Genomic DNA, 19,715 nt, shown 5'->3' on the forward strand with positions numbered 1-19,715 from the left:
TTGAAAGCGCCGTTACGGCGTCATACTGAAGCCGCCTGCGATGCCCTGATAGAGGCGCCTGGTCAGGAGCTTGTGACCCTCATGGGTCGGGTGGACGTTGTCAGTGCCGATGCAGTAATCGGCGTTGCCGTTGCCGGTCATGGTGACTGACTTGCCCGTGCCGTAGATGATTCCCATGAGGTCAATGTAGGGGCGTCCTGCCGCTTCGGTCCCGGCCTTGACCGCGTTGTTGCCAGTGCCCGTTCCGGCGACGATATACCCGGACACGTAGACTTCCGGGACGGCGCTGCACGTCGCCACGGTTGATGTCACGGCGGCTGTTAGGGCTGGGATGTCCGTCCACGAGTCGTTTCGGGAGCCGAGGAATATCACGACGTCCGGGTTCATTCCGGTTACGCCGCTCATGCGGGTCGAGAACGGCGAGGCCGACGCAAGCCAGCCGGTCCCGCCGATGCCCGCGAGGATTGTCTCGTCGGCGCCCAGCAGGTATGCGAGGCGCATGGCGTAGGTTTCAAATACGCCAGCCCCGCCCGGGGCCGTGCCCGAGCCCTGCGTGAATGAGTCGCCCACAATGGCGATCCGCCGGGGTAATGGGCGCGGGTGTGCGGACCAGGGTTGTCCCGGTCGACGCCCATGCCCCGCCGAATGCCGCGTCACGGGTGAACAGTTCCACGGTGCGCGGGCGGGCGTCCGGGAAAGTCAGCTTGAACCTAAACGTGCCGCCTCCGATCAGTCCTGTCACAAGGCTTTGCGTCTCGGTAACCCAACGCCCATTAACCCGCAGCATGTACGCGAACGACGTCGGGACGCAGCGGAACTTGTATTCAATTTCCGCGCCGACCATGTCCGTTTCGATGCTCCACGTCCAGGCAACCGTCGACTGACCCGGAATGAACGGGGTCTTCACGAAGTTGGCCTGCTGGTTGCCCGAGTCTTCCGGGATGCCAGACGGGGCGCCCTTGATGCGGAAGTGTGTATCCCCGGCGATGTCAAGGTTTGCCGTTGACACGTCTCCGATGCGCTTTTCGCGGATCAATGTCGCCCCGGCAATGGTGCCGGTTGTTGAGGATGAGAAGAAGCCCGCCCTCGTCACGGTCACGGCGGGCACGTCCGTAGCGCCCGGGGCCGCGAATGCGTCCGTGGCCCAACGATCCAGCCGGGCCAGCGGCGCGTACTTAGTCACGGCTTCTGTACGGTTCACCTTGTCTGCACTTGCCGCAGCAATAGTGGCATTAAGTTCACTCGGCAACGGGGCAGTCAACGGGGAGCTCGCGGTCCGCGAGGTCACCGAACTGACGCTCACTTATACTCGCCGGAGTTCCCAGATGTTGGGGCGGGGACCGCACGGTCAGTTCTGTGCGGTCCCCGCGCTCTTCTCCGTCTTCGCGGATAGCCACCGCGCCAGCCACGACGCCGGCAGGAGCAGCAGCCACATAAACGGCGTGTAGGCGTTGAGGACGAACGCCGCCGGAATCGAGAGTAGGAAGACCAAGGTCACGGCGATGCGCGCATAGAAGATGCGGCGGTGCACGTGGGCGGCCATTTCGCGGTCCATGAGCCCGGCGTGCTTCGCGTAGCCCCAAATGGCCGCCAGCATCAGATAGACCGCGGCAATGTTGGCGGCGTACAAAATGCTCGGCCACGGCGTGGGGTCGTCCCCGTAGTCGCTGAGGATAGACGTCGGAGCGGGCAGCATGGCAATGAAGAACAAGAGCGCCAGATTCAGCCAGGCCAGGTTCGCATTGAAGCGGCGGATGAGGGCAAAGTCGGAGTGGTGCGACATCCACGTCTTGGCGATGATGACAAAGGACAAGGCATACGCCAGCAACTGTGGCCAGGCCGCAAGCAAGGCGTTGTCCAGCTGCTCCGCGGGGATGCCCTCGGGCAGTTTCAGGTCCAGGGCCAGGAGGGTCAGAGCGATGGCGAAGACGGCATCGCTGAAGAACACCATCCGCTCCAGGGAAGTACCGGCATTCAACGGGAGCCACCCCCAATCGTTTGGCGGAGCAACGGGCTCATGGACGGAAGTTGCCCACAGGCTACTCCGCGGTGCGGGCCAGGACGAGGGGCGTCCGGGCACACCGCCGCAGGGTCAGGACGGCCATGCCCTCCCGGAATTGCCAGCCGACACGGGTAGAATCGAGGCCAACACACCGCACCAACAACGCCGGAAAAGCGTCGGAATTACGGAGATTCAATGTCACGATGGCTCGAGGTCGGTCCGGACAACTACGTACTGACAACTCAAGGTTCCCTGCTCAACACGGGTCTGGTGGTCGGCACCGAGCGCGCCATGGTGATCGACACCGGCGGCGGCCCCCGCCAAGGCCGTGAGATCCTGACCGCTGTGCGGGAAAAGACCATGCTGCCGCTGGTGGTGGTCAACACGCACGCCCACTACGACCACTTCTTCGGCAATGCGGTCTTCGCCGACGACGGCGTCACGGAATTCTGGGCGCACGAGAACTGCGCCGCGGAAATCGAGGAGAACGGCGACGAGCAGCGCCGGCTCGTGGCCTCGGAGGAACCGGAAATGGCGGCCGGGCAGGGCTCCGACGCCGAGTTGGTGGTTCCGAACGCGATCGTGAAGGACCAGCCGGTCCTGGTGGACCTTGGCGGGCAGACTGCCACCTTGTTCTATCTGGGCCGCGGCCACACCGACGGTGACCTCCTGGTCGGCACGGCGAGCACCCTCTACGCCGGCGACCTTGTGGAACAAGGTTCCCACCCGTCCTTCGAGGATTCTTTCCCGGAAGACTGGGCCGACGCCCTCCGGCACCTTTCCGCGCTGCGGCACCGCTACGAATTCCTGATTCCCGGCCACGGCGAACCGTGCAGCGACGAGTTCGTCAAGACCATGGCCAACACCATGACCACCGCGGTCCGGCAGGCAATCCAGGCCACCCGGGAAACCCCGGACGACGCTACCAAGGCCATCCCGATCCTGCCGTACGGCCCCGAGCAGTCGCGCTGGTTCATTAAGCGCCTGCAGGACACGCGGGCCCACCGCTAGGACTGGCGGGCTCACGCGCGCCGGATGGACAACGCCGGTAGCCTGTGAGTAATCTCATCTCCGGGTCCCTTTCCGTGGACCCGCTCTCGCCCAGCGACCAGCTTGCCCAAGGATGGGGATCCGAGGGGCTCGCGACAAAATGATGTCGCTGCTCTCAGGAGGTCTCACCTGTGACTTTGCCCGGCTATGTCCTTGCGCTGTGCATTTTGCTGGGGAGTCTCGTGTTTCTCTCCGCCGTGTTCTACGGGCTACTTCGCCTCAGGCGGCGCAGACACGAGCCCGCCTCCGTTCCCCATCGCCAGGAGTCATGACAGTGCCGTACGTCGACATCAACCCCCACCGCAACCGGCCGAAATGGTGGGCCTACGTGGGCCTGGTGCTCTTGGCGGCAGCAACGGTCGCCGTTGTGGTGCTCGCTCTGCGTCGCTGAATAGGGGCACTTTCCGGCCGCGTTTGCGGGTCCCGTCAGCTGACCACCGTGCCTGCGCCTAGACTTGCTGGTTGGACCAAATCAAACAAGCAACGCAGCGGCCTGCGCTGTGATCCCTGGGGGGAACAAACATGTCCGAACCGGTGGACACCAAAACTGCCAACGACACGGTGGACGCAGGGCAGCCGGATCTCCGGCGCCGGCGTGACCGCCGCGGCGACGGCTCCGATGCCTGGACGGGAACCATGCCGATCATCACGCCCAACGAAGCCGACGCCCAATCTGTACGTACCGCCCCGAGCAGTTCATGGGCAGAAGCGGCCGCCGCGGCGGATGCGCCCGCTGCACCCACACGTGCACCCGCAGGCGGAGCGCCGGCGGCGTTGCCCGAGGCCCCCGGAACAGCTCCGGCCGTGCCTGCGCAGCCGGCTCGCTCCACGCGTTCAGCCAACCGGTCAGCGGCTCTGGCCGACGCCCCGGTGCCTGACTTCATCAGTTCCCCCGGCCTGTTCGTCCGCGAGCAGAAGCCCCGGCCCGTCGGCGGGTTCCGCGGCGCCCTCTACAAGCTGACCGGCGGCGGGCTGAACCTGGGCCCGAACGCGCGGCAGCGTGAAGAGGACGAGCTCGCCCGGCGCATCTCCCGCCAGCTCCAGGGCAGCTACAACACGGCCGTCCTGAGCCTCAAGGGCGGCATCGGCAAGACGTCCACCACGGTGGGCGTCGGACTGACCCTGGCCGAGTTCCGCGGCGATCCGCCGTGCGCGATTGACGCCAACCCCGATTCCGGCGACCTCGTGGAGCGCGCCCTCGGCGAGGGCATCTACCAGCAGCAGAGCCCGCGGACCATCACGGACCTGCTCAAGAACATTGAATCGGTCGATTCCCTCACCGCTCTGGCCCGCTACATGCACCATGCCGGCAGGCTCCACCTGATTGCCGGCGAACAGGACCCCGAGGTGTCGGATTCACTGACGGCCGCGGAATACCTGCGGATCCGCAAGCTCATCTCCGCTTACTACTCGGTGGCACTGATCGACTGCGGCACGGGCGTGACACACAACGCCATGAGCGGCATCCTGCAATCGGCGGACAACCTGATCATCGCGGCCGGCTACGCCGTCAGCGGCGCCAAACGGGCCCGCAGCACCCTGCACTGGCTGGCGAGCCACGGCTACCAGGACCTGGCCCGCAACGCGATCGTGGTCATCACGGACAAGGATGAGGTCTCCACGCGGGTGGACAAGGACGCGATCGAGGAACACCTGTCCGGCATCTGCCGCCAGCTGATCGCGGTCCCGCACGACCGCGGAGTGGCCGACGGCGACCTAGTCACCTTGGATGTGCTCCGCCCGGAAACGCGCCGCGCGTATCGGGAGATTGCCGCCGCCATTGTGGACGGGTACGTCTAAGCGGCGGACCGCTGCCGGCGGCGTGAATCCCTGATCTTCCGGGCTGCTGCCGGAAGGCCAGCCATCCCGCGGCGCCAGCGCGCAACGTGGGCCCGGAGGAGCCCGGCTACCGAGTCGTCCAGATGGAGGTCGCGCTCCCGCAATGTTTGCCGCGAGGGAAAGAGCGCACGGGCCAGCACGAGTGGCTTAACCCTCCAGGGGCTTTCGACGAGCGAGACCAGGTAGGCCGTTCCGGGGCCCTGCACGGAAGTGCGGTGGCGCCACTCCTCACTGACAGTTCCCTGCAAGGCTGGCATGTCCGCTATACCCAAGTCGGCAAGGAGCGGCTGCAGCGCCGCCGTCGCCTGCAGTTCCGCACTGAGGTCCACCAAGTCCTGGTGCATCGTGACGTCCACCCGATGGAGGAGCGCTGAGTACTCGCGTTGATGGCGGGGCTCATCCATGGAGCGCAGGCTGTGCAGCGCCTGAAATATCACCGCCGCAGGTTTGGAAGGAACAGGCACGGGCCTGGCCGCCATGACCAGGTATTGCCTGTCGCGCCAAAGCGTGTCGAAGGCATTGCCGGGGGAGGCCTCCATCCCGGGAAATCTGTCATGCACGTCGATATCGCAGTTCCACTGCGGATGATAGAGAGTGCGGGAGTGCGAGTACCGGCGAACAACTGTCACGCCGGAGGGCCTTTCGAGCCAGCCTCGCCCGCCCAGATGGTCCACCATTTCGTCTAGATGCTCCGGGCGGACCAGGACGTCCACGTCTGCGGAGACGTGATGTCCGCGGATCCCCATCATGGTGGCGGCTGGGCCTTTGATGAACAACACGTTGAGACCGGATGATGCTGCCACGTGGTCCACGAGGGCTGTGGCCAAGAGGACGGCTTCATCTTGGTGCAGGGGCTCTGCGCCGCCCATCAGCTGGCACCTTCGTCTCGAGGAGACGAAGTGATCGTTCCGGTGCTGCTCAAGGTGTGGATCAAGCCCATCACATCCCCGTGGATGGTCCCGGCCTCAGTGGCGTATTCGCGGGCAAGGAACTCGATGAGCTCCTTCTCGGTCCTGGTCCCGTCCAGCCCGTTCCACACCGAGGCAGCCGTCCCGGCCAGGATGAACGGCACGTGTTGCTCAAGATGCAGGACGGCAACGCGATCGCCGTCGGCACTTTGGACGCAGGCGACATCGGAACTGACGCGCCATACCTGTTCAGTCATGAGACCTCCGCCGACACTAGAGAGGCCATGAAGCATCACGCGGGCCTTCGCAAGGCTTCATGCTACCGCGCAGCAGGCAAGTTGTTTCGCGCCGGTGACCGACTTAGATTTAGGCATGACCAACAACGCCGGGGACGAAGCCGCCCTGCAACTGCAGGACCTCCTGATGGGAACAGAGAACGTCGAGGACTTCCTGGGCCGCCTCGCTGAATTCTCGGCCGCCACACTCAGCCAGGCCGCCGGCGCGGAGATCGAATGCGGCGTGACGCTGCAGCGCCGGAAGAAGACCATGACGGTGGCGGGGAGCAGCCCCCGGGCTGTCATCCTGGACCGCATCGAGCAGAGCCTCGGGGACGGCCCGTGCATCGCCGCACTGCGGACCAAATCCGTGGGCCTGCTGGCCGACGTCGATACCGATCCGCGCTGGCCGGAGTACCAGCGGCAGCTCGCGGCCCATGGCTGCCGCAGCACCCTCGGCGTACCCCTGGAAATCGGCGAGGACGCGGCCGCCGCCCTGAACTTCTTCGGCTCTGACACCGGGATTTTCACCGAGGCAATCATCACCGAGGCCTCCGGCTTTGCCGACCTCGCGGGCCGGTCCCTCCGCTTGGCCGTCCGGATCGGCACCGCGCAGTCCCGGGCCGAGGACCTGCAGGCCGCCATGGAGCACCGCACGTCCATCGACCTGGCCTGCGGCGTCGTCATGGCCCAGAACCGCTGCTCCCAGGACGAGGCCATGGGCATCCTGACCCGGGTGTCCAGCAACCGGAACCAGAAGCTCCGCGACGTCGCGGCCGAAGTCCTGCGGAATCTCACCAGCGGGGAAGTCCACACGCACTTCGACGCCTGAGCGCTCACCTTCGACCACCGTGTCTGCGATGGTGGAACGGCCGGCGGATTCCTGCGCTTCGTGACCGACGCGAGCGAGAATCCGGGTTCGGTGCTGGCAAATCATGGCCACTGCTGTCGCGGCCTCGGGCCCCATAGCCCGTTCAACGCTTGCAGACTTACACCCTGGCCACGACTTCGGGATGGCTCCACCGACGCGATGAGGGGGCCGGCAGGGTGGCCACCGGAAGGTTGCCATCAGGACATCGACTGGCCTGGCGTTATGCTTCGACGGCCGCTTCTGCAGCGGCGCAGTTGCTGCCCACGTCCTCCGCTAACTCTTCTTCGTAGGCCCGCCGGACCGCCGGTGCCGGAGCAGCCCGTGAGTATTAGCGAGTGACTCAAGCTTCAAAAACAGGTATCACATACTGGTCCGTTCCCAGGATCTGATATCTAACCTGAATCAAGGCCGCGCGGCATCGGTAAGTGAGAGATTTTCGGGAGGACCTATGTTTTCCACGCAACGTCGATTGTTCGCACCCAGCCCGCGGTGTAAGCACTGTCGAGTATCGCTCCGCCGGCGACAATTTACTACTGACTTTTGCTCGCGCGCATGCTGGGAGACTTGGGAATACATGCGAGTCCATAGGCCAGACTTGGCCAAATTGGGCCGGTTTCGAGATGCGGTTCTCGTGGTACGGCTCGTTCTTCGTGCGTGACGACGCCGCGCAGGGCCAGACGGCATGGCGTCTGCGCCCTTCAAGAAATACGGGCAATATTGTTGGTTTTGAGATCGGCGTTACCTGGATGGTATAGCCAGTGTGGAAGTCCACACGCACTTCGACGCCTGAGCTCCCCGGCCCCCCGGCCGCCCTAGGATGAAGGGGATGACCACCACACAGACCGCACCCTTCAGCCTCCGCAGCATCGCCGTCCCCGCCTTCGGCCCGGCCCTGCTGTTCTGCATCGGCGAGGGCGCCATCCTGCCCGTGGTGGCACTGTCCGCCCGTGACCTCGGCGCCTCGGTGGCCGTCGCCGCGCTGGTGGTCACCCTGATCGGTCTGGGCTCCTGGTTCTTCAATCTCCCCGCCTCTCTCATCACCCTGAAGTTCGGCGAACGCTGGGCCATCGTCGGGGCGGCGGCGGCCAGCGCCGTCGCCCTCGCCGCCGCGGCACTGGCTCCGCTAGTGCCGGAAGGGCTGTGGCTGCTCGCGGCGGCCATGGTGGTGGTCGGCATGGCCGCGAGCGTCTTCAGTCTGGCCCGGCAGAAGTACCTGACCGAGGCGGTGCCCGTGATCCTCCGGGCACGGGCCCTGTCCACGCTCGGCGGCGTCAACCGGATCGGCATCTTCATCGGACCCTTCATCGGCGCAGCCGTGATGCAGTTCGCCGGCATCACCGGCGCCTACTGGGTAGGCGTCGTCGCCATGACCGCGGCCGCCCTCTTGTCGGTGACCATCCCGGACCTCGTGGCCACGCCCGCAGCGGACGACGGCGTCCCCGTCCAGCAGGCGACGCTGCGCAGCGTCGCCGTGTCCCACGCCGGGGTTTTCCTGACCGTCGGCATGGGGGTGCTGCTGCTCAGTGCGCTGCGTGCGTCCCGGCAGGTGGTGATCCCGCTCTGGGCCGAGCACCTCGGGATGGACGCCACGCAGGCATCGCTGATCTACGGGCTGTCCGGCGCCATCGACATGCTGGTCTTTTATCCGGCCGGCAAGCTGATGGACCGCAAGGGCCGGCAATGGGTGGCGATACCCTCGACCCTCATCATGGGCACGGCGATGCTGCTGATCCCGCTCAGCACCGGCTTCGCGGGCCTGCTGCTCGCGGCCCTCCTGATCGGCTTCGGCAACGGCATCAGTTCGGGCCTGAACATGACGCTGGGGGCCGACTTCTCACCCGACAACGGCCGCGGCCAGTTCCTGGGCATCTGGCGGTTCATGGCCGACGCCGGGGCCACCGGAGGTCCGGTGCTGCTCTCCGGCGTGACCGCCGTGGCCTCGCTCGGGGCGGGGGTGGCCGCCACCGGCGTGATTGGCTTCGCAGCCGCCGCGGTCTTCGCCGTGACCATTCCCCGGCTCAAACACCGCCGGAACTACTGACCGCTGCCGGAAGGCGCTGCACCACCTGGTCAACCACGTAGGCGGCGTCCCGGTCCACACCGCCGATCAGGCCGGAGGTGAGGGCGTACTGGAACGGCATACCGACAAAGTACAGCCCCGGCGTTCCGGGGACAGCCCCCCGTTCGGTTTCCGGCCAGCCCGACGCAGCCAGCTTCAGCCCGTCGATCCAGTCAAGGTCCGGGCGGTAGCCGGTGGCCCAGATGACGGTCCGCACGCCGACGGAATCGCCGCCGTCGAAGGTGGGTTGACCGTCCCCGGTGCCGGTCAGCCGCGGAACCCGGACCACACCGGCGCGGTCAAGGTCCGCCGGCGAGATCCGGATCAAGGGTGCGCCACGCTCATGGAAGTTGGCCGCTACCTTGCGTCCGACCGGCGTGCCCAGCGTCAGCACCGAGTGGATGAACCGCCAATAGGCCTCGCCGGCGTAGCGCAACAGGACATCGGGAATGTGCGGGGTGGGACGGCCGGAGAGGAGCACCCGGTGGCTTGCCGACAGCTCCAGGGCAATTTCCGAGCCAGAGGTTCCGGCGCCCACCACCAGCACGTCGCCCGCCGGGATATCAGCCGGGCTGCGGTATTGCGAGGTGTGGAGTTGGTGGATGGTGGAGTCCAGGCCGGATGCGGCGTCCGGAATGCGGGGGAGTGCGTTTGCTCCGGTGGCCACGATGACGTTGCGCGCCCCCATGGTGCCGGTGCGGGTTTCGACGGCGAACCCCGCACCGTCCGGTGTGACGCGCTCCACGCGGATGCCCGTCCGAACCGGGAGGCCGAAACGCTCCGCGTAGCTTTCGAGGAAGGCGGCGAACTCCTCTTTGTCCGGGTACGTGTTCCGCGCCCCGGGGAACGGCAGACCTGGGAGGCCGTCGTGCTGGGCGGGGGTGAACAGGCGCAGGGAGTCCCAGCGCCGCCGCCAGATATCGCCCACCCTCGGGGCGCTCTCGAGAATCTCGAATCGGAGTTTCGTCCGGGTGAGGTGGTAGCCGGCAGCAAGCCCGGCCTGGCCCGCGCCGATCACCACGGCATCAAGCTGCTGATTGTTCTGGTTCATGGCCGGCTCCTTGCTTAGAGCAATCCCTCTGCCTTCGTCACTAGAATACCGTTCCAGTGAGTGGATTGGTAGTCTAATTTCATGGAAAAAACGACTCGGCGAACGATCCAGGCTGCCGGCACCCGGGACGTGATTGTCGACGCCGCCGGCCGGCTGTTCGCCGCCGAAGGGTACGTCCGCACCACGATCGACGCGATCGCGGCCGAGAGCGGTGTGGCCGTCCAGACGGTCTACAACTCGGTGGGCAACAAGGCCGCGCTGCTCTCGGCCGTGCTGGACAAGGCAGCTGCGGGGCCCGGGGGGCAGGCAGGCGTCCTGGACTTCATGCGGGAGCGCACCCGGCAGGCCGCGGACTTCAACGCCCTGATCGCCGTCCTGGCGGACTGGTTTGTCGAGGTTCATCCGCGCACCGCCGGGACCAACACGGTCATTGCGCAGGCCGCAGCCGTGGATGACACGGCGGCGCAGCTGGAGAAGGACCGGGGGCAGCAGCGGCTCCGGCGCTACGCAGAGGCTGCCGCGGCGGTCCGGACGCGCGGCGGCCTCAGTTCCGGAATGTCCGACGCCGAGGGGGCTGCAGCCATCTGGTCGCTGGGACATCCCCAGGTGTACCGGGCCCTGGTGCAGGACTCCGGCTGGTCGGTGCCGGCCTACAGGGAGTGGATCGCCAAAGCGCTGGCGGGCGCGCTCGCCTAATGACTGCGCCCGCGTGGCTGTGCCGTGAACCGGTGCTCACCGGGTACCCAACTGGCTGGCAGCAGGGGCCGTTTCCGGGGGTCAAAACGGCCCTTACCTGCGAGCTACATGGGGCTACATGGGGCGCTCAGCGCAGAGGCGCGCGCCGGCGTCGTGCCGCATGACCGAACAGCCAGATGCCGGCCACGGTGGCGAGGTAGCCGGCGATCACGATCAGTGAGGTCCCGGCCCAGAAGTACGTGGTGGTGCTGCTTTCCGGTCCGGTGCCGGACGCGGTCTGCAGCAGCGAGTAGCTGGCCAGCGCGGCGGAGGCGAGCCCCGCCAGTACCGGAAGCGCGAGCCACAGCCGTGCCGCCGCCCAGTGCGCTCCGTAACCGTCCCAGACGTTCCAGTGTGGGCCGGTCCGGATGATCAGCCAGCCGGCCGGGAGCATGAACGCGCCCACCACGAGGAACGCCGCGACGACGTCGGCCGGACGGTGCCACTGGTTGATGAGGGTGGACACCCCGGTGGCGACGGCGAAGCTGCCGCCCAGGAAGCCTGCCAGCGGCCGCCAGCGCGGCGAGACCATGAGGAACACGGCGGCCGCGGCCGAGGCGGCCATGGTGGTGTGACCGGACGGCAGCGAGTTCAGCTCCAGCGTCTCGACCCCGCGGTACGGCCGGACGGGCACGAGGTCCTTGAGGATCTGGGTGGCCACGTTGGCGCCCACGCAGGCCGCCACGGCGATCCCGGCCGCGGCCCAGCGCCGCCGCAGGATGGTAACAAAGAGCACCACCACGGTGGCGATCACCACGGACAGGGCGGGCAGCCAGTCGAGGAGCTTCGTCGCGGCCTTGCCCGCCGTGCCGCTGAGCTCCACGGCTTCAACCAGCGCCGATTCGTCGATGAACTGTCCCGTGGTGGTGCGGACAAAGAAGAAGTAGGTGGCGGCCAGCGCAGCGGCACAGGCAAGCGTGGCCAGCACGAACAAGGCGGCCGTGGCCTTGCCGGGGGACCACTCCGCCTGGGGATCACGCGTTCTGCCGGCCTGCGTCTTTGGCGCCCGGGTGGGTGGCGCCTGAGTCTTAAGGACCTGCGTTTCCGGGATCTGCGCCTCAGGGACTCGGGCAGACGGGTCCCATGGGGTGCGTTCCTGCCGAAAAGTCATGCCATTAAGGCTCCCACAGAACCCTGCACGCCACCTGATGGGCCCGGCGCGCGGCGTGGGGAGTAGTGACCGGACAAAAAGCCGAGTACCCGCTACTCGTGCCGCGCAGGAACAGGCTTCATAGAGTCGACAGTGCCGGCGCGGCACGTCCCCGGCAATACGCTCCTTGAGCGGGGCCGGCTGAGACGAGTTTCCTGGTCCAGGAAACTCACCCCCAGTTGACGCCGGCCCAATCAAGGACCCCGGAGACGCGCAGCCGCATCCCTGCCTGGGGTCGATGAACAACTCCTTGCCGGCGCCCAGCCTGCGGCCGCGTCGGTCGCCTGGAGCCAGACCCGGTATGGGAGGATGTTCCGGTGACTTCCCGCGACCCCGCCCAGCTCCGCCGCCCACGCGGCCGCCGGTACGTGGGGCTGGCTGTGGCGGTTTTGCCGCTGCTGATGGGTATGTCTGCGTGCTCTGCCCCTTCTCCGGGTACGCCCTCCGGCTCGGTGAGCGAGGCGCCGGCATCGGCTGAGATGGCATCGGCTGTCCCGTCCCAGGTAACGGCGGCGACGTCGCCGTCCGGTTCCGCAACTGCTGCTGCCTCCGGTGTTCCTCGTGCTGTGGAAGCGGCCCTGCAGACCCTGCTCGCGTCATCGCCGCAGCCGAGCCGGGAGCAAATCCGCAAGAGCCTTTCCGCGGCCGGCTTTGCCCCGGCCGCTGTGGAGGTTTCAGCGTCCCGTACGCCCACGGGACTGGCCGCCGACGCCGTCGAGGTTGGCGTGCTGAGCGGTACCGACTGTGTGATGGCGCAGCTCCGGTCCGGAACTGTGGAATCGTCAGTCTTGCCGGTTCTTCCGAACGGGCGATGCTTCGTCGGCAGCGTCCAGCGGTAGTCACCAGGAGGGGCATGTCAAAGGTACTGAACCGCCGCGCCACGGTTGCGCAAGAAACTAAACGCACCCGCCGGCGTCGTTCCCTGCTGGCCGTCCAGGTCGCGGGCGAGCTGCTGATCACCCTCGGCGTGATTGCCGTGCTCTTCGTCGCCTGGCAATTGTGGTGGACCAACGTTGAAGCCGACGCGGCCCAAGGGGCTGCCGTGAAGCAGTTCGTGCAGGAGCACCAGGCACCCGCAACGAATGACCCGGCCGCCACGGCACCGGCGGACACCACGGCAGCCGCCGCCGTGCCGGTCGGCAAATCGCCGGGTCACGGACAGCCGATCGGGGTCATCTACATTCCCCGTTTCGGAGCCGACTACAGCAGGCCGATCATCGAGGGCACCAGCCAGGACGTCCTGGACACGCTCGGTCTGGGCCGCTATCCGGGCACGGCCATGCCGGGGGCCCTGGGGAACTTTGCGGTCGCAGGCCACCGCCAGACGCACGGCGCGGTGCTCGACAACATCCACACGCTGGTGCCCGGGGACAAGATCTATGTCCAGACCGCCGACGGGTTCTACACCTACGTTTTCCGGAACCAGGAGATAGTCCTGCCGGACCGGACCGATGTGCTGGCGCCGGTGCCGACTCAGCCCGGCGCAGAGCCGCAGCAACGGATTTTGACCATGACAAGCTGCAATCCGCGCTTTGGTGCCCAGGAGCGCATCATCGCGTACTCCGTTTTCGATTCATGGCAGCCGCTCAGCGCGGGGCCTCCGGCGCCCATCGCGAAGCAGCTCGCCGCGCTGCAGGGGAAGGGCTAGACCGTGTACCTTTGGCTTTTTCGGCAACTGCCCGGGCCTCTTTGGCTGAAGATCATTCTGTCCGTGGTGATCCTTGCGGGAGTCCTGGTTGTCCTGGACCAGTTCGTGTTTCCCTGGATGGCTGAAGTGACGCATCTGACCGACGCAACCGTCGGGCAGAGCTGAGCGCGGCACAACCATGAGCACAAACCCGTTTCCCCCGCCGCCGGCCCGGCGCCGTCCGGAGGAACCCCGCGATCGGCACCCCGCGCTGGAGGAACTCCTCGCCGGCGCCCACGTGGTGAGCCTGCCGATGCGGGTGAAGTTCCGCGGCATCCTCCAGCGCGAAGCCCTGCTGCTGAACGGCCCGCTGGGCTGGGGCGAATTCTGCCCCTTCCCGGAGTACGGCGACCAGGAAGCGTCCCGCTGGCTCGCCGCCGCGATCGAGGCCGGCTGGCAGGGCTTTCCCGAGCCCCTGCGGACCAGCATCCGCGTCAACGCGACGGTTCCCGCCGTCGCCGCGGACCGGGTCCCGGAAATCCTGGCCCGCTTCGGCCGGGTGGACGCCGTCAAAATCAAGGTGGCCGAGCCCGGGCAGAGCCTGGACGACGACACCGCACGGGTAGCCGCGGTCCGCGAGGCACTCCCGGACGCCGCGATCCGGGTGGATGCGAACGGCGGCTGGGACATCCCGGCCGCCGTCGAGGCGCTGACCCGGCTCGCCGGCGTCGGGCTGGAATACGCCGAACAGCCCGTGCCGGACATCGCCGGCCTCGCCGAGGTCCGCCGCCGGCTGCAGGCCGCCGGGATCCCGGTGCTGATCGCCGCGGACGAAAGCGTGCGCAAAGAGGACGATCCTCTCAAAGTGGCCCGCGCCGGCGCAGCGGACCTGATCGTCGTGAAAGTGGCGCCGCTCGGGGGAGTGAGACGGGCGCTGGACATCGTGGCGCAAGCCGGGCTCCCCGCCGTCGTCAGCTCCGCGCTGGACACCTCCGTGGGAATCCGCGCCGGACTGGCGCTCGCCGCGGCGCTGCCCGAACTGCCGTACGCCTGCGGGCTGGGGACCGTATCCCTGCTGGCCGCCGATGTCACCCGGGACCCGCTGGTTCCCGTCGACGGCGCCATCCGGGTCCGCGAGGTCGCCGCCGATCCGGAGCTGCTGGCGGAGTACGCGGCCGCGCCGGAGCGCCGCGACTGGTGGCTCGAGCGCCTGCGCCGGGTCCACGCGGAGCTGGCTGCAAGCCAGTGACGCCAATGCTTTGAGAGTAAAGTGGGTGCGGACGCGGCGAAGTAGCCGCCGAAGATAGCTTTGGAGCGGAAGATTCGTGATGACCACCTCGGTACCCCGGCAAGTTGACGCGCTGGCTACGGCAAAGCGCGCGGAGGGCCAGATGGTGGCCCAGAAGGACGGGCTGCTCCGGATCGTGCAAGGCCTGCGGCGGGTCGACACGGGGACCTATGCCCTCCGTATCCGGCTGGCCGAGAATCTGGGGATCGGGACGATCGACATCAACGCGATGGCCTTTGTGGGCGAGGTGGACGGCCTCACTCCCAAGGATCTCGGTAAAGCGCTGAACATCACCACCGGGTCCGTAACGGCCATGGTGGACCGCCTGGAATCCAAGGGCTTCATGGTGCGGAAGCCCAACCCCACGGACCGGCGCAGTGTGCTGCTGCACCTGAGCCCGGAGGGGACCGACGCGATGCAGTGGGCCAACGACCACTTCGCCGCGGCGGCCGCGGCCCTTCTCCAGGAATCCTCCGAAGGCAGCATTGTGAACATCGCCGAATTTCTCGAGGGCATTGGCCAGCGGCTGATGGCTGCCGCCAGCGCCCCGGAAGAGACAGACAGCTAGCCTCCACCAGGAGTTCGCCGGTGACGCTCCCTCAGTTTGTCCCCTGAGTTCACCTGGACTTCATTTGGGAGACGTCTCTCGGTAGACCGCGGCTGGAAGGGTGGGCGCGACCGCAACTCACCCCATGGAAGGTCTCTCCATGTCTGTCTCCTCCGGACGCACATTCTCCCTGCTCCCCATGCTTGGCCGCACCAAAGGCAAGCGAAGCCCCGTGACCTGCGCGCTGAAGTGCGACAACGCCTGCTCGGGCGAGGTCTGCAACACCAGCACCAACAGCTACTTCCGTGACATCGCCTCCGCCACGATGTCCCGCCGCGCCGCCCTGGGCTTCGGCGCCGCCGGCGCGCTCGCCGTCGCCTTCGGCAACGCGGTGACATCTGCCGGACCCGCAGCCGCCGACGGCGGCCCCGGCCTCGCCGCTGCCGCCAAGGAAGGGTTTGGCAAATCCAAGCTGCAGTTCACCGCCATCGCTCCGGTGGACGCCGCCGTGGACCAGTTCACCGTCCCGGCCGGGTACACCTGGCAGCCGGTCATCCGCTGGGGCGACCCGCTCTTCAAGGACTCGCCGGCCTTCGACCTGGACCGCCAGAGCGCCGCGGCGCAGGCCCGCCAGTTCGGCTACAACAACGACTACACGGACATCCTGCCGATCGCTGGCTCCAAGGACCGCCGGGCCGTGCTCTTCACCAACCACGAATACACCAACGAGTCCATCATGCTCCCGGCCGGATTCGACGCCGCCGAGACCCGCGCAATCGGCCGTGCAGCCCACGGCCTCACGGTGGTCGAGCTGGAGCGCGCGGACACGAACCAGCCCTGGCGCTACGTCCAGGGCGCCGGACTGAACCGCCGCTTCCTGACCGACACCACTTACGAGCTCGACGGTCCGGCCGCCGGATCCGCGCTGCTGAAGACCGCCGCCGATCCCTCCGGCCGGGCCATCAAGGGCACGCTGGGCAACTGCTCCGGCGGCACCACCCCGTGGGGCACCATCCTCTCCGGCGAGGAAAACTTCAACGGCTACTTCGCCGCGCCCGGAACCTCTGACGCCGACAAGCGCTACGGCCTGACCAGCAAGCCCACCGCCCGCCAGTGGGAACAGGATGACCCGCGCTTCGACACCCGCAACCCCGGCTACGAGAACGAGGCCAACCGCTTCGGCTGGATCGTGGAAGTGGACCCGTTCGACCCCTCCTCCACGCCCCGCAAACACTCCGCGATGGGCCGCTTCAAGCACGAGGGCGCCAACGTGATCGTCGCCAAGTCCGGCCACGTGGTGGCCTACATGGGCGACGACGAGCGCTTCGACTACCTGTACAAGTTCGTCTCCAGGGATCAGTACCGGGAAGGCGACCGCGCGCACAACCTGACCCTCCTTTCGGAGGGTGACCTGTACGTCGCCAAGTTCACGGGCAATTCCCCGGCCGCCGGGTTCGACGGCGCGGGCAAACTTCCGGCCGACGGAGCCTTCGACGGCGCAGGTGTTTGGCTGCCCCTCGTGGTCGGCGGACAGTCCAAGGTGGCCGGGATGTCCGTGGAAGAGGTGCTCGTGTACACCCGCCTCGCCGCCGACAAGGTGGGCCCCACCAAGATGGACCGCTGCGAAGACGTCCAGCCCAGCCTGCACACCGGCAAGGTCTATGTGGTCTGCACGAACAACGCGGACCGCGGCAAGCCCGGCAAGGAAGGGGCCACCGAGGTCAACCCCCGCACGCTCAACCGCGACGGCCACATCGTCGAAATCACCGAGACCGGGGACCAGACTTCCACCACGTTTGGCTGGAACCTGCTCATGGTCTGCGGCGATCCGGCCAAGAACTCCACCGCCTACTTCGCCGGGTTCCCCGCCAGCCAGGTCTCACCCATCTCCTGCCCGGACAACGTGGCCTTCGATTCCGTAGGCAACCTGTGGATCTCCACGGACGGCGCGCCCTCCAGCATCGGCTACGCCGACGGGCTCTTCAAGGTGACCCTGGACGGTGCAGAACGGGGCAAGGTGGAGCAGTTCCTCGCCGTCCCGCGCGACGCCGAGACCTGCGGCCCGGTCATCCACGACGACGAACGCACCGTATTCGTTGCCGTTCAGCACCCGGGCGAGGAAGGCACGTTCGCCGAACAGCACTCCTACTTCCCGGACTACGTCGCCGCCGGCGCGGCGCCGAAGCCCGGCCAGGTGCGCGCCCCGCGTCCGTCCGTGGTCCAGGTGTTCCGCACCGACGCCTAGGGTTTCTGAGGCTGCAGAGCCTTCGACGCCACAACACAGCAACGGCACGACGCTACGCACGTTTGGCGCGTCCCGGGCCGACGCTCCCTCACGTTCCGCAGTTCGACGGCGGGATGTGAGGGAGCGTCTGTTTGCTTTAAGCCACCTGACAGCGAGTGGTTCCGAAGGCGAACCAAGTGTGGGTCCGTCCAAACTCGGGTGCACGCCACTGCTGTGGTGCAACGATTCTGTCCGTAGTCTGCGACTTGTTCGGTAGATGGACTAGGTGGGGAGCGTTTCTGACATGGAGATCACAAGAAGAACCCTGTTTGAGGCCGGCGCTGCGGCGGGCGCAGGTCTGCTACTGGCGCCGGTCATCACATCGACAGCCTCTGCGGCCGTTCCGCCGGGGGTCACGCCTTTCACCGAGCAACTCCCGACGCTGGCGAACCTGGGCGTGATCGATGCTACCGGCGGTGGCAGCGCAACCATCGAGATGGTCAATGCAACTCATCAGTTCCACAGTGCGATGGCCGCGACACCGACGTTTGCCTACCGGGGCGGTACCGTCTCGCAGAACTACCTTGGCCCCGTCATCGTGGCGAAGCAGGGTGTTCCGTTCGACCTGACAGTGGTCAATAGTCTCGGCGCTCACCCGCTGGCTTCCGCCATCGACTACGACCTGGCTGGCGTCGTCGTCGCCGACGCCACCGGCCCACGGGCCTCCGTGCACCTGCATGGCGGGAACACCAGCCCGGGCAACGACGGCGACCCAACCGACACCTTCGCCACTGGCGCATCGAAGACCTACCATTACGGGAACACGCAGGAGGCCGCCGGCCTCTGGTATCACGACCATGCCCTGGGCATCACCAGGCTAAACGTGTTCGCGGGACTTGCCAGCGGCTATCTTGTTCGCAACGGCGATGACCCCGGCGACGGCACCACCGGTCTGCCACCTGCGCCGTTCGAGGAGCCGCTGGTAATCCAGGATCGTATGTTCAACGCCGACGGCACCTTCCTCTACCCGCCCAACGTCAATCCCGGGACAGCCGGCCGGCCGTGGGCGCCCGAATTCTTTGGCGACGTAGCTACGGTCAACGGCAAGGCTTGGCCAAACCTTAACGTCGCCCGGGGCAAGTACCGGTTCCGCGTCTACAACGGGTCGAATGCCCGTTTCTACAATCTCAATCTCAAGTCCGCAGGCCGGGCCAGCACGTTCTTCCAGATCGGCTCGGATGGTGGCCTGCTCAACGCGCCCGTTACCCTAAAAACGCTATTGCTCGGCCCCGGTGAACGGGCCGACATCGTGATCGACTTCGCCGGGCTGAAGCCGGGCGCCACGGTCGTTCTCACCAACGACGCCCGCGCGCCGTTCCCGGGAGGGCCGCGCGCACCTAAGCGAGGCGGGTTGCCCCTTTCTCAGATCATGCAGTTCTCCGTGACAAGTGCACCCGGGTGGACAGCACCGCTGCCCCCAACTCTGCGCGCCGTGCCCATCGCACCCTTGGCCACCGCGGCCCGGCCGGTTGCAGCCATCCGGACCATGACGCTGGTCGAAAACCTCAACAGTTTGGGCTCTCCACTCATGGTGGTGCTGAACAACAGGACCTTTGAGGCCCCGGGCGCAACCACAACGGTCGGCACAAACACCCTCGAACAGTGGGATCTGGTCAACACCACCGTCGACGCTCACCCGATCCACCTGCACTTCACCCAGTTCCAGGTGCTCAATAGGCAGAAATTCGACTCTGCGGGCTACCTGGCCGCCAATTACGGGCCCCAACCGGTGGCTGTCAACTCCGGTTCGTTTCCGCCACCACCAGTTGCCGCGTTCCTGAGAGGCGGACCGACGGCGCCCCCCGCCAACGAACGGGGGTGGAAGGACACCGTCATCGCCATGCCGGGGGAGGTCACCCGAATCGTTGTACCCTTCGGCGCGAACGCTGGCGGCTCCGTAACCGCTTTCCAGACCTCGTTCACCGGGCCTTACGTATGGCACTGCCACATCCTGGAGCACGAGGATAACGACATGATGCAGCGCTACGTCATCGCCTAGGCACCCCGCCTGTCCGTAGTCCACACACAG

19 protein-coding genes and 1 pseudogene are annotated in these 19,715 nt (G+C 66.9%); 13 read left to right on the forward strand and 7 right to left on the reverse strand.

All coding sequences use genetic code 11. The annotated features are described in order from the left end of the window. Positions 1-12: 12 nt before the first annotated feature. From MRBLAR12_RS08680 to MRBLAR12_RS08690, 3 genes are all read right to left on the reverse strand, one after another. On the reverse strand, positions 13-570 hold the full coding sequence (locus MRBLAR12_RS08680; protein ID WP_364745223.1) for an SGNH/GDSL hydrolase family protein: 558 nt from the start codon (positions 568-570) through the stop codon (positions 13-15). Beyond that, positions 512-1,261 carry a hypothetical protein gene (locus MRBLAR12_RS08685; RefSeq protein ID WP_364745225.1) on the reverse strand — a complete coding sequence of 250 codons (750 nt, stop codon included), beginning with the start codon at positions 1,259-1,261 and terminating at the stop codon, positions 512-514. The genes MRBLAR12_RS08680 and MRBLAR12_RS08685 overlap by 59 nt, the downstream gene beginning before the upstream one ends. Positions 1,262-1,348: 87 nt before the next feature. Further along, positions 1,349-1,978 carry a TMEM175 family protein gene (locus MRBLAR12_RS08690; RefSeq protein WP_364745228.1) on the reverse strand — a complete coding sequence of 210 codons (630 nt, stop codon included), beginning with the start codon at positions 1,976-1,978 and terminating at the stop codon, positions 1,349-1,351. 219 nt (positions 1,979-2,197) lie between these two features. On the opposite strand from MRBLAR12_RS08690, the gene MRBLAR12_RS08695 reads away from it, so the two are divergent. From MRBLAR12_RS08695 to MRBLAR12_RS08705, 3 genes are all read left to right on the forward strand, one after another. Continuing rightward, positions 2,198-3,013 (forward strand): MBL fold metallo-hydrolase, encoded by an 816-nt coding sequence (locus MRBLAR12_RS08695; RefSeq protein WP_364745231.1) that lies wholly within the window; start codon positions 2,198-2,200, stop codon positions 3,011-3,013. Positions 3,014-3,320: 307 nt separating this feature from the next. Then, complete coding sequence (locus MRBLAR12_RS08700; RefSeq protein ID WP_364745233.1) at positions 3,321-3,443, forward strand: hypothetical protein; 123 nt, start codon at positions 3,321-3,323, stop codon at positions 3,441-3,443. A 131-nt stretch (positions 3,444-3,574) separates the two neighbouring features. Further along, positions 3,575-4,852 (forward strand): MinD/ParA family ATP-binding protein, encoded by a 1,278-nt coding sequence (locus MRBLAR12_RS08705; RefSeq protein ID WP_364745236.1) that lies wholly within the window; start codon positions 3,575-3,577, stop codon positions 4,850-4,852. On the opposite strand, the gene MRBLAR12_RS08710 is transcribed toward MRBLAR12_RS08705, so the two are convergent. After that, complete coding sequence (locus tag MRBLAR12_RS08710; RefSeq protein ID WP_364745238.1) at positions 4,849-5,760, reverse strand: nucleotidyltransferase family protein; 912 nt, start codon at positions 5,758-5,760, stop codon at positions 4,849-4,851. The genes MRBLAR12_RS08705 and MRBLAR12_RS08710 overlap by 4 nt on opposite strands. Beyond that, positions 5,760-6,056 (reverse strand): PqqD family protein, encoded by a 297-nt coding sequence (locus MRBLAR12_RS08715; protein ID WP_364745241.1) that lies wholly within the window; start codon positions 6,054-6,056, stop codon positions 5,760-5,762. The genes MRBLAR12_RS08710 and MRBLAR12_RS08715 overlap by 1 nt, the downstream gene beginning before the upstream one ends. 115 nt (positions 6,057-6,171) lie before the next feature. Between MRBLAR12_RS08715 and MRBLAR12_RS08720 the strand changes: the two genes are divergently transcribed. From MRBLAR12_RS08720 to MRBLAR12_RS08725, 3 genes and pseudogenes are all read left to right on the forward strand, one after another. Beyond that, positions 6,172-6,906, forward strand: coding sequence for a GAF and ANTAR domain-containing protein (locus MRBLAR12_RS08720; RefSeq protein WP_364745244.1), 735 nt, complete (start codon positions 6,172-6,174; stop codon positions 6,904-6,906). A gap of 3 nt (positions 6,907-6,909) precedes the next feature. Further along, positions 6,910-7,008 (forward strand): annotated as a pseudogene (locus MRBLAR12_RS23725) (2-oxo acid dehydrogenase subunit E2); the annotation flags it as partial. Between the two features lie 763 nt (positions 7,009-7,771). After that, a complete protein-coding gene (locus MRBLAR12_RS08725; RefSeq protein ID WP_364745247.1) occupies positions 7,772-8,986 on the forward strand; it encodes an MFS transporter in 1,215 nt (404 codons plus the stop codon). On the opposite strand, the gene MRBLAR12_RS08730 is transcribed toward MRBLAR12_RS08725, so the two are convergent. Further along, positions 8,964-10,055 carry a flavin-containing monooxygenase gene (locus tag MRBLAR12_RS08730; protein ID WP_364745250.1) on the reverse strand — a complete coding sequence of 364 codons (1,092 nt, stop codon included), beginning with the start codon at positions 10,053-10,055 and terminating at the stop codon, positions 8,964-8,966. The two genes, MRBLAR12_RS08725 and MRBLAR12_RS08730, sit on opposite strands and share 23 nt — an antisense overlap. Positions 10,056-10,136: 81 nt before the next feature. Between MRBLAR12_RS08730 and MRBLAR12_RS08735 the strand changes: the two genes are divergently transcribed. After that, a complete protein-coding gene (locus MRBLAR12_RS08735; protein WP_364745253.1) occupies positions 10,137-10,751 on the forward strand; it encodes a TetR/AcrR family transcriptional regulator in 615 nt (204 codons plus the stop codon). Between the two features lie 127 nt (positions 10,752-10,878). On the opposite strand, the gene MRBLAR12_RS08740 is transcribed toward MRBLAR12_RS08735, so the two are convergent. Then, the gene (locus tag MRBLAR12_RS08740) at positions 10,879-11,901 is read right to left on the reverse strand and encodes a phosphatase PAP2 family protein (RefSeq protein WP_364745256.1); all 1,023 of its coding nucleotides are present in this window, start codon (positions 11,899-11,901) and stop codon (positions 10,879-10,881) included. A gap of 356 nt (positions 11,902-12,257) precedes the next feature. Here MRBLAR12_RS08740 and MRBLAR12_RS08745 point away from each other — a divergent pair, with 356 nt between their 5' ends. From MRBLAR12_RS08745 to MRBLAR12_RS08770, 6 genes are all read left to right on the forward strand, one after another. Further along, positions 12,258-12,779 carry a DUF6993 domain-containing protein gene (locus MRBLAR12_RS08745; protein ID WP_364745259.1) on the forward strand — a complete coding sequence of 174 codons (522 nt, stop codon included), beginning with the start codon at positions 12,258-12,260 and terminating at the stop codon, positions 12,777-12,779. Between the two features lie 14 nt (positions 12,780-12,793). Then, entirely contained in the window at positions 12,794-13,588 is a 795-nt protein-coding gene (locus MRBLAR12_RS08750) for a class E sortase (protein WP_364745262.1), read from the forward strand. Between the two features lie 292 nt (positions 13,589-13,880). Further along, entirely contained in the window at positions 13,881-14,816 is a 936-nt protein-coding gene (locus tag MRBLAR12_RS08755; protein WP_414645496.1) for an o-succinylbenzoate synthase, read from the forward strand. A gap of 79 nt (positions 14,817-14,895) precedes the next feature. Next, positions 14,896-15,423 carry a MarR family winged helix-turn-helix transcriptional regulator gene (locus MRBLAR12_RS08760; protein ID WP_229995324.1) on the forward strand — a complete coding sequence of 176 codons (528 nt, stop codon included), beginning with the start codon at positions 14,896-14,898 and terminating at the stop codon, positions 15,421-15,423. Between the two features lie 139 nt (positions 15,424-15,562). Beyond that, positions 15,563-17,647: a PhoX family protein gene (locus MRBLAR12_RS08765; protein WP_364745268.1), complete on the forward strand. Its 2,085-nt coding sequence runs from the start codon at positions 15,563-15,565 to the stop codon at positions 17,645-17,647. 283 nt (positions 17,648-17,930) lie between these two features. Then, complete coding sequence (locus MRBLAR12_RS08770) at positions 17,931-19,685, forward strand: multicopper oxidase family protein (protein ID WP_364745271.1); 1,755 nt, start codon at positions 17,931-17,933, stop codon at positions 19,683-19,685. Positions 19,686-19,715 lie beyond the last annotated feature (30 nt).

This window comes from Arthrobacter sp. LAR12-1-1.1, assembly GCF_040676555.1.
Taxonomy (GTDB): Bacteria; Actinomycetota; Actinomycetes; order Actinomycetales; family Micrococcaceae; genus Arthrobacter.